Source organism: Oceanispirochaeta sp. M1 (assembly GCF_003346715.1).
GTDB lineage: Bacteria > Spirochaetota > Spirochaetia > DSM-2461 > DSM-2461 > Oceanispirochaeta.
In genome coordinates this window covers 37264-47015 of record NZ_QQPQ01000038.1, presented here as the reverse complement: position 1 = coordinate 47015, position 9752 = coordinate 37264, and the positions used below count along the sequence as shown (strand labels likewise).

The window sequence follows — 9752 nt, the reverse complement described above, 5'->3', positions numbered from 1 at the left end:
CTGTCCAAACGTTGTAGTATGATGACTCATAGCCGATTTCCTTTTGTTGTATTGTTTTAGTCGACTTAAGAATAAACGGAGATCGGCTTTTATAAAACCCCTTTCAAATTATCTTGGACAGCTGTGATAAAAAATAAAGAAATCCAAGCCATCCTGTTGGTGTATAATGAATTAACCAAAAAACTTCATGCACCCAGGAGGTGAAGCTTGGATTTCATGATAAATACTACCACAGATAAACTGAGCAGCACAGGCGGTATGGCTTTAGTCGGTAAAATTCTTGAACGAATAAAGTTCGGGAAAAGAGTAAAACCAATAGGATTGAAACATCTTCATGTTTTAAAATCCATTGTCGGACTATACACACAAGGCAGAACCAGCTTTGAAGAAATTGATCTATTCCGTGAGGATTCATTTTTTAGAGACAGCTTTGATCTAAAATATGTCCCTGCTAAAGAAACAGTCCGTTTATATCTGGAAAAGATGATTCCTGAAAAATCGTTAGTAAATATGGAAATTGAAAAATCATCTATTGAACTTTTGAAATCAAGCCAACTAACTACCATCGAAATCGAGAACAGGCAATATCTTCCAGTAGATATAGATACCTCTCCTATGGACAATTCCAAGAGTCACAAAGAAGGTGTCAGTCGCACCTACAAACAGTTTGATGGCTATCATCCCATTTTTTGTTATATTGGACGGGAAGGCTACATGGTGAATACAGAGCTTCGTGAAGGAAAACAGCATTGTCAAAAAGGAACACCGGAATTCCTAGAACATACTATGGGGATGATATCTAAACTTGGAATTGAAACTCCTTTATTATTTCGTTTTGATGGAGGTAATGATTCAAAAAACATTCTATCTCTTCTGGAGAGAAGCGGACATTTTTTCATTGTAAAAAGAAACCTTAGGAAAGAACTACCCGAATACTGGATTTCTGTTGCTCAAGCGGAAGGAACAATCATCCATGAGAGTGAATCCAAAACTATCTATACTGGCATTCATACAGGGAAAAAGCCTGCACAGGATGACTCCTTTCCGGCAATAGATGTAATTTTTCAGGTAACCGAAAGGCGCAGAGCCAAAGACGGGACGCACTTGCTTTTCCCAGAAGTAGAGATTGAAACATTCTGGACTAATATGTATGAGACTCCTGAAGCTGTGATTGATCTCTACCATGATCACGGAACCTCAGAACAGTTTCATAGTGAACTGAAATCTGATATGAATGTAGAACGGCTTCCTTCTGGAAAATTTGCCGTGAATGCCATGTTACTTAAACTGGCTATGCTCTCTTTTAATATATTGAGATTTATCGGGCAAACAGCTCTCTCTTCTCCTGACAGTCTCCCGTATAAAACAACATCAAAAAGAAAACGGCTTAGAAAAGTAATTGATGATCTAATCAGGATCGCTATCAAGGTTGTTGAACATGCCAGAAAGACCATTCTCCGTTTATGGGTGAAGGATCCCTGGCTGGATTGTTTCAGGAAAATCTATCAGACATGTTGTAATCTGTAAAATAGTCCAGACCCAGTAGTATCTGTAGGATAGCTATGCCCGAAAAAGACCATTTTTACAGTATTTGAATCATTTCTATGATTTTGTGTCCAAATTAAGAGCAATAATTTAAATGGGTTAAAGATTTTTCATGCCATTCATATAACAAACCATGATATTCAAAGATTTATAGTTCAATTGGCAGTTTTATACGGATTCAGGTTTATATTAACAATAAACCTATTAACAAATAAACTACTTATTATTGAGATGCAAAATCATAGTATTAGACATGTAATCATATCCTCATATTTTTAGATTCGCGGATATGCTTACTTTATTGCTTTTGGAAAATAATCTACTATGAAGATGAAAGCTTTTTTAGCATCTTTTGCTGCCTGCTTCGTGAAAATAAGTTTATACATTACCAATCAAGGTCTTCAGAGAGTTCTGATATGGGAGTAGATATTCCTTCGACTATTGATTCTCTCATCCCCGGTATGGATGTAAGGAAAAGAGTTTCCTGAATGCTTCGCCAATCGTCTTCGCCGATGAGGATAGCCGTCGAATCTTTTCCTGTAATTTCTATGGGTTCATGTGTAGTATTAACTCTCTGAACGATTTTATATAAATTCTTCCTTGCATTAGTTATTTTTATACGACTCATTCCTGCCTCCAAAAATACGTATTTACGTACGTTTAATTCTGGTTTTTAATAAGAAAGAAGTCCAGAGCAAATATGACTCACAGATTCCTTATGTTTATCCTATACCTGATGAATTGTCTCATTGCGTTAGACAATATGAAGTGACCCCCAATCTGCACAACCGTGGATTAGACTTCAACTTGTAAATGGAGGCCACTATGAACAGTGTATTTATGTAGAAATGGATGTCCACAAGGAATCAATCTTAATGGCAGCTTTTGAGGGAACCAGTTCAATCCCATGTTCAGAGGTTCAAATCAGGAATACCCATACACAAGTAACCAGGTATTTCAACCGTATCAAAAATAAAAGCTCTATCATTATCAGCTGCTGTGAGGCAGGACCAACAGGTTTTACCCTCTATCGACAGCTACAAGAAAGGGAGCAATCACCTGCTATGTGATTGCTCCCTCTCTTCTCCCACGGAAACCTGGAGATTGTATCAAGACAGACAGAAAGGATGCCCAATTATTGGCAAAAGCTTTGAGGAATCAGGAAATTACTCCCATCTATGTGCTCACACCATCAAATGAAGCCGCCCGGGATTACCTGAGGATGTACGGTGATATGAAAAATGAGCAAGAAATGCATAAACAACACTTAATGCATTTCTTGCTGAGAGTCGGGAAAATCTACCCAGGAAAGACAACGTGGACCAGAGATCATTCCAGATGGTTGGCCAATCTTGATCTTGATCTTGATCTTGATCTTGATCTTGATCTTGATCAGGATATCCATACATGTATCTTTTATAAATATTTTACTGCCCTCTGTGAATCAGAGGAGAAGGTCACAAGAATCCTTGAAAGATTGAGGAAAAAGCTGCTACTAAAGAATATACAGAAAAAGTCTCCAGATTACGTCGCTTCAAGGGTGTGGCCACCATCACAGCCTTGTCCTTTATTGTTGAGATAGGGGATTTCAGGCGATTCGTAAATGCTAAAAGTTTTATGACCTATATGGGATTAGTTCCCTCAGAATACTCCAGCGGAAGAACCAGAAGAGTCGGGAGTATAACAAAAGCTGGAAACACTAGATTGCGTAGACTGCTGATTGAGGCAAGATGGCACTATAGGATGTATCGTCCAACAAAGAAACTGGCGAAGAAGAGGAGAAGCCAGAAATCGTTGCCTATGCGAATAAGGCTGGAAAGAGACTCAATAGAAAATATACCAAGATGATTTTCCGAGGAATCAGACCGCAGATAACGGTCACCGCGGTTACCAAAGAGCTCTCAGGGTTTATCTGGGGAATGATGGTAGGACAAACGGCAATATAGAGTCTATTGGATTAAATGATGATGAGTAACCAGGGCAGAAGAGCGGTTAGAGAAACGACTGTGATAAAGGAGAATCCTCGACAATCCTTTGAGACAGTGAACAAACTGATTCTCGCCGATAGACAGAGGCAGCTCCCGACGAAACCATTGGCCTGCGGTATCCAATCCGCGTATAACAGTCTGGTCTATCGCCGAGTAAACTGTTTCTCTATCTTATCAACTGTCCTGGTTGTTGGGGAGGGGCGATGAATTAAATTGAAAGCTATTCTTGACAAAAGTCACTTCATAACAGGGATTGGAAGGGCGCCGATGGCAGTCTCTTAGGAGTCGTACCGCAGGCTTACCGAGGAACGATCTCATAAAGGGACGGAACCCCTGCAAAGTCCGGCCCCCGATCAGGGGGGAACGCTCAAGATACTTATAATAATTATTCAGAACCTGGCCTTCTCAAGCAGAGTATCGAACTGTTTGATCTTATCCGTATTCTTAGTAATGGATTAAGATGAACACGCCCAACAGTCGTTGCATCGAGTTGCCAAAAAACATCCTCATCACTATAAGATAAATAGCGAAAATAATTTCCGAAATCCTTAGGAGAATGCTTCCTATTCTACTAAATGACTGTTTCTCTCAAATGTGCTTCCCGGCTCCTTATGGTCTCTATGGTGAACTTGACAAGTGTATCAAGAGATTCCGAATCAGGAGCCCCGAACATGGCGGGATAGGGATCTCCTCCGGGACCGAGGGGTTCGGGTGTAACGAAGCAGTCTTTCTCATTGTAATTGATCAGGTACAATGCCTCAATGATACGATCCAGATCCAGAGAACCTGTTCCCAGGGCTCCTCTCTGACTATCTGCCATATGCAGGTTTACCAGTTGGTTTCCTGCTTCCAGAATGGCCTTGCCGATATGCTGTTCTTCGGCCTGCATGTGAAAGACATCTCCATTGATCCAGGACACACCGGGACAGTTCAATTTAGCAATATACTCTTTAGCCTGCCCGACAGTGTGTATAATTGAAGTTTCTGCCGACCGGATTGGTTCCACAGCGCCTTTGACGCCGGATTGCTCAAATACATCGGATACGATTCTCAGGGTTTCTATACTCCTGTGAATCTCCATATCATCATAGGCGGCATTTCTACCGACAGCAGCTGGCACAACAAGTAGATATGTTCCTCCAATTTCTGCGGTAAATTCGACTTCCCGACGGATATAATCTATAGCGGCCTGTCTTTGGAAAGCCGAGACACTGGACAGATCGTTATCAACAGAAAACATTCCGCAGACGCCGCTTACTTTGATGCCTGCATTGTTAAGCAATTTCCTCGTTTCCTTGAAGGGATATCCGAGATCCGGTCCATAGTGGTTCCCATGCAATTCTATATACTCGACATTATTACGAACCAGCCTATCAAGGGATTTTGCAAGTGATTCAGCACCGAATCCCCAGTTACTCCAGGAGAGTTTCAACTTTGGACGCATCTTGTCAGGATTGCTTTTTTTATAATTCCTGAATTCATAATCGATTTCCTGATTCAATTTTTCATAATTCTGTTTCATACATGCATCCCCGCCTGTCAGTTCACTTTTAGATCGGGATTGCCGGCCCCGAAATGCTTTAAGATGACAAGGTCATCACAATCTGATGAATTGCTGACTTCTACTCCCTCCCGGGCCGCCTGTTCACTGACAAAAAACTCATCATTTGTATGCTGTCCATAGCGGATGAGAGCAGGACTCTCAATATTCCACCCTCCGAAACGGCCGTGTCCCTGAATAACATACATCCCATAGGGAGCACTGTCTTTGATTGTCACAGTCCGGCCGGAATGAATCGTGAGCTCCTTCGCGCTAAATGCTTTGGTTTTATAACAGATCCACTTTTCAATATATCCTTCCATCTCCTGCTGAGGATACACGGGAAGGGGTTCCATAAAATTGTGTTCAGAAAAGAGGGGATCAACATTTAAATCCCAATCAATCACATCGATTAAATAATCAAAATCACCTCTCTTGTCTTCGGGTGTATTCTTCCACAGCAGGGATTCATCGATAATCTGATTGTTTACCAGAGACTGGTACATGGCAAAGACATCCGATGCCATCTGAGGTTCATAGGTGCAGAAACTACCCGGTGCATGAAGAACCCCCGGAGGGACGTTCCACCCCGTGCCCGGTACAAGTTTATAGGCGGTGGACAGGTTTGTAATCCCGTTATCCCCCTTGTTAAAGGCTTTCAAGGCATCCAGGACCTGTTTCCTGGTCGTACCCGGCTTCAATCCGAAAAAAGTATGGGGAAAATCTCCGCCGTGATTGTTCAGCTGGGGTGGAAAGTAATAGGCTTCGGGTTTTCCCATTTCCCCCACCAGAGAGGCATGTTTATCCCGATGGTGTATGTGGTGCGGCAGGGGGCCCAGGTTGTCAAAAAATTTAGAAAACATCGGCCATTTGCCATAGGACTGCCAGAGAGCATTTCCAATCAGCGAACCCTTGAGCTCCTCCACAGCATCTCTGAGGAGAAATTGTTCCGATTCACCCCCTTTTTCAAAGAGGACAAAGCTCAGGCCCTCATTTTCCGAAGTATCGGGGCCGTTGTCTGCGGGGGTAGTGGATGAGAACCAACGCTCATCAATTCCACCACGATGCCCTCCCATGGCGTAATAGTCATCGGGATGGAGCTTGATCCGTCTTCCGGGCACACAGAACGATCGGGGCACCCAGGTCGGTGTCAGCCTCAGAATCCCTTTTCCATCATCAAATGCATTATGAATAGCAGAACGGCTCATATTAAACTCCTTTTTTATGAGATTCAGTCCCGTAGCCTGTCTAGAAGCACGGCCCCAATAATTATAATTCCCTTAACCACAAGCTGAAAATAGGCATTGATACCCAGAAGATTCATCCCGTTGTTTATGACGCCTATCATAAGGGCACCGATAAAAGTCCCCCATATGGCACCTCTGCCTCCCTGGAGACTCGTCCCACCGATAACAACGGCTGCAATAACGTCCAGTTCAAAGCCGGTCCCGGCAATGGGCTCGGCTGAGTTCAACCTGGATGTGATGATAATGGCGCTGATCGCCGCCGTCAGACCCGATATGGCGTAAATGATTGTTTTAAAGAAAGTTACATTAATCCCAGACAAACGGACTGTCTCTTCATTACCGCCGATGGCGTAGGTATAGCGGCCCAGGCGTGTCTGGGTGAGAACTCCCCAGGCCAACAGGACTGTCGCAACAAATATGATGCTGGGGATGGGGATACCCAGGATATACCCCCCGCCGATCTGGCGAAAGTCGGGATCAAAACCGGATATGGGATAGCCCTTGCTGTATATAAGCGTCAGCCCCCGGGCGATACTCATCATACCCAGAGTAACGACAAAGGGCGTGATTTTCCCCAGATTGATAATAAGGCCGTTCACAAGGCCGAAGAGAAATCCTACAAGAAGTGTGATGAATACGACAGGAAACAAACCAAAGCCTGCTTTCAGCATCCCCGCACTTACAACTCCTGATATAGCAAGGAGAGACCCGACAGAGAGATCAATCCCCCCCGTAAGAATGACAAAGGTCATACCAACGGCCATGATGCCGTAGATTGAAGTCTGCCTGAACACGTTGAGGATGTTAATCGGACTGAGAAAGACCGGCGACATGATAGCCAGAATGAGACAGATCAGAAAAAATGCGATTATAATGCCATAGTTTTTCAGGATACTTTTAATGTTCGTACTCCTGTTTTTAAGACTTTTCATGGGGTCACTCCTTTATCATGGAGGCCGAGAGAGTATTCCATCACTTCTTCCTGATCACTTTCGCCTCTTTTGAATTTTTTCACGATACGCCCGTCGTATACGACTTCGATGCGGTCGCTCATGTTCATAATTTCAGTCAGTTCCGAGGATACCAGGATGATTCCCGCTCCTTCTCTGGCCAGTTCCTGTATCAGTTTATAGATCTCTACCTTGGCCCCCACATCAATTCCCCGGGTCGGTTCATCAAAGATATAGAGATGACAATCCCGGATAAACCACTTAGACAGAACGACTTTCTGCTGGTTACCACCAGAGAGATTTTTAGCAAGTTGTCGGATAGTGGGTGTTTTAATGTCAATTTTTTTGATCATATTCTTCACCTTTCCGCTGATAAATGTCCTTTTCAGGATTCCCAGCACCGAATAGAGATCGAGAACTGTCAGTGCCGAATTATCAAAAATAGAGAGGCCCAGTATGAGTCCCTGTTTTTTGCGCTCCTCGGGTATTAATCCTATTCCCAGGCGGACTGCATCCCGGGGATTTCTGATTGAGACTTCACTGCCCTCCAGATAAATCTTTCCGGAATCCTTTTTTCGATGGCCGTAAATGAGTTCCATAATCTCGGTGCGCCCTGCTCCCACCAACCCGGAGAAGCCGACAATCTCACCCTTATGGACAGAGAAGGAAACATCCCGACAGAGACTCTCCCGGGACAAGCCTTCAACCCTCAGAATCTCTTCTTTAATCTCTATTTCAGCCTTAGGATACTGCTCACTGAGCTTACGGCCGACCATATGACTTATGATTTCATTCACGGGAAAGTCTTTTTCTGGTTTTGTTATAATGTTTTTGCCATCTCTTAATACGGTGATTCGATCAGCAACGTGCTGGAGCTCTTCCAGACGATGTGAAATATAGATAATGGAGACTCCCCCGGCCTTTAAATTTGCAATAATCTTAAAGAGTTTATCTACTTCATTTCCTGTCAGGGGAGCCGTCGGTTCATCCATAATCAGAATATCCGACTTGAGGGACAGGGCTTTTACTATCTCGACCAGCTGCTGAATTGCCGGGCCTATTGTATATACCTTGGCTCTGGGATCCAGATCGATATCAAAGGAGGTCAGCAGTTCTTCCACCTGCCGGTACAGAGTCTTCCAGTCAATCAGTCCGTTTTTCTTCAAGGGCTCCCGCCCCAAATAGATATTTTCTGCTATTGAAAGATAACTGATAAGATTCAGCTCCTGATAGATGACGCTGATTCCTGCCTGAAGCATGGTTTTAAGTCCCACATTCTTCACGATCTCACCTCGCACCTCAATATGCCCCTCATCGGCCTTGTACATACCCGAAAGGACCTTCATCAGGGTCGATTTTCCAGCGCCGTTCTCTCCAACAAGAGCCAGGGTTTCGCCCTCTTCGAGTTCAAGATTGACATTATCCAAAGCTTTGACACCGGGAAAAGATTTACTGATTCCGGACATCCGTAACAATGTAGACATGTAATACACCTTTTTATAAAAAGGCCGGAGAACTCAATCACCGGCCCGGGTCAATCAAGTGATGAAATACAGTTATTCAGTAACGGGCAGAGGATTGATATAAACCGTACTCTTTGCCGGTTTTTTCCCGCTTGTAATATTGTCATAAAGGACCTGAAGTGCCAGACCTGCCTGCTGACCTGGAAACTGGTCAATCGTCGCGCTCAGCATACCATCGTTCATATAGGAGAAAGCATCGGTTGTCGCATCAAAGCCGACTGTGATGATGGTGGAAAGATCAAGCCCCGCTGCAGACATGGCTTCAATTGCCCCGATGATCATTTCATCATTGGCACCGAAGACTGCATCAAAATCAGGATAAGCGATTATAAGGTCCTCCATAACATTCTGTCCTTCAGAACGAGAGAATTCAGCCGTCTGGCTGACTATAACCTCGACATCGGATTGACTCATGATTTCATCAAAACCGGCCTTACGGTCAATGGCTGCGGAAGAACCAGGAGTCCCTTCCAGCTCGATGACCTTACCTTTGCCTCCCAGTTTTTCGATTATAAAACGAGCGGCCGAGCGGCCTCCCTCAATATTATCAGCTCCGACATGGATCAGGACTAAATCGCTGTTTGACTGCCGGTCTACTGTAGCGACGGGAATCCCCCCCGCAATGGCTGCTTCTATAGCCGGAACCAGAGAGTCGGTGGTCATGGGAGAGATGAGAATACCGTCGACTTTCTGGGCCATGAAATTTTCCATTCCGGACATCTGTGTTGATGACTGGTTCTGAGAGTCGTGAATAAGCAAAGTCATTCCCAGTTCGGCTGCTTTTGCTTTTGCCTCATCGGCCATAGTTACAAAGAAAGGAAACTGAAGTCCGGGAACGGTCATTCCTATTACAATTTCACCATCATCTTCAGCGTCCTTCTGTCCTCCCGCAAAGATCAGAACAGGGGCAATGAATGCCACGATACAGATAAAAACAAATAATTTTTTCATAAGAATCT

General features: G+C 43.9%; 9 protein-coding genes. 3 read left to right on the top strand and 6 right to left on the bottom strand.

The annotated features are described in order from the left end of the window. Positions 1-216 precede the first annotated feature (216 nt). A complete protein-coding gene (locus tag DV872_RS20785) occupies positions 217-1527 on the top strand; it encodes an IS1380 family transposase (RefSeq protein ID WP_230391623.1) in 1311 nt (436 codons plus the stop codon). 403 nt (positions 1528-1930) lie between these two features. Here the strand turns inward: DV872_RS20785 and DV872_RS20780 are convergent, their stop codons facing one another. Continuing rightward, positions 1931-2173, bottom strand: coding sequence for a type II toxin-antitoxin system Phd/YefM family antitoxin (locus DV872_RS20780; protein ID WP_114631891.1), 243 nt, complete (start codon positions 2171-2173; stop codon positions 1931-1933). A gap of 510 nt (positions 2174-2683) precedes the next feature. Between DV872_RS20780 and DV872_RS20770 the strand changes: the two genes are divergently transcribed. Both DV872_RS20770 and DV872_RS27310 read left to right on the top strand, forming a co-directional pair. Continuing rightward, on the top strand, positions 2684-3127 hold the full coding sequence (locus DV872_RS20770) for a hypothetical protein (RefSeq protein WP_147283230.1): 444 nt from the start codon (positions 2684-2686) through the stop codon (positions 3125-3127). After that, the gene (locus tag DV872_RS27310; protein WP_158547090.1) at positions 3088-3393 is read left to right on the top strand and encodes a transposase; all 306 of its coding nucleotides are present in this window, start codon (positions 3088-3090) and stop codon (positions 3391-3393) included. The genes DV872_RS20770 and DV872_RS27310 overlap by 40 nt, the downstream gene beginning before the upstream one ends. Positions 3394-4104: 711 nt before the next feature. Here the strand turns inward: DV872_RS27310 and DV872_RS20760 are convergent. From DV872_RS20760 to DV872_RS20740, 5 genes are all read right to left on the bottom strand, one after another. Beyond that, complete coding sequence (locus DV872_RS20760) at positions 4105-5055, bottom strand: sugar phosphate isomerase/epimerase (RefSeq protein WP_114631887.1); 951 nt, start codon at positions 5053-5055, stop codon at positions 4105-4107. 17 nt (positions 5056-5072) lie between these two features. Further along, entirely contained in the window at positions 5073-6281 is a 1209-nt protein-coding gene (locus DV872_RS20755; protein ID WP_114631886.1) for a hypothetical protein, read from the bottom strand. A 23-nt stretch (positions 6282-6304) separates the two neighbouring features. Continuing rightward, entirely contained in the window at positions 6305-7252 is a 948-nt protein-coding gene (locus DV872_RS20750) for an ABC transporter permease (RefSeq protein WP_114631885.1), read from the bottom strand. Further along, on the bottom strand, positions 7249-8754 hold the full coding sequence (locus DV872_RS20745) for a sugar ABC transporter ATP-binding protein (protein WP_114631884.1): 1506 nt from the start codon (positions 8752-8754) through the stop codon (positions 7249-7251). The genes DV872_RS20750 and DV872_RS20745 overlap by 4 nt, the downstream gene beginning before the upstream one ends. Positions 8755-8826: 72 nt before the next feature. Then, positions 8827-9744 (bottom strand): substrate-binding domain-containing protein, encoded by a 918-nt coding sequence (locus DV872_RS20740; RefSeq protein ID WP_114631883.1) that lies wholly within the window; start codon positions 9742-9744, stop codon positions 8827-8829. Positions 9745-9752: the final 8 nt, after the last annotated feature.

What these genes read in the sequence shown, in the direction of transcription:
- DV872_RS20785 (WP_230391623.1), top strand. Translation starts at nt 217, where the DNA reads ATGATAAATACTACCACAGATAAACTGAGCAGCACAGGCGGTATGGCT.
- DV872_RS20755 (WP_114631886.1), bottom strand. Translation starts at nt 6,281, where the DNA reads ATGAGCCGTTCTGCTATTCATAATGCATTTGATGATGGAAAAGGGATT.
- DV872_RS20740 (WP_114631883.1), bottom strand. Translation starts at nt 9,744, where the DNA reads ATGAAAAAATTATTTGTTTTTATCTGTATCGTGGCATTCATTGCCCCT.
- DV872_RS20750 (WP_114631885.1), bottom strand. Translation starts at nt 7,252, where the DNA reads ATGAAAAGTCTTAAAAACAGGAGTACGAACATTAAAAGTATCCTGAAA.
- DV872_RS20745 (WP_114631884.1), bottom strand. Translation starts at nt 8,754, where the DNA reads ATGTCTACATTGTTACGGATGTCCGGAATCAGTAAATCTTTTCCCGGT.
- DV872_RS20780 (WP_114631891.1), bottom strand. Translation starts at nt 2,173, where the DNA reads ATGAGTCGTATAAAAATAACTAATGCAAGGAAGAATTTATATAAAATC.
- DV872_RS20760 (WP_114631887.1), bottom strand. Translation starts at nt 5,055, where the DNA reads ATGAAACAGAATTATGAAAAATTGAATCAGGAAATCGATTATGAATTC.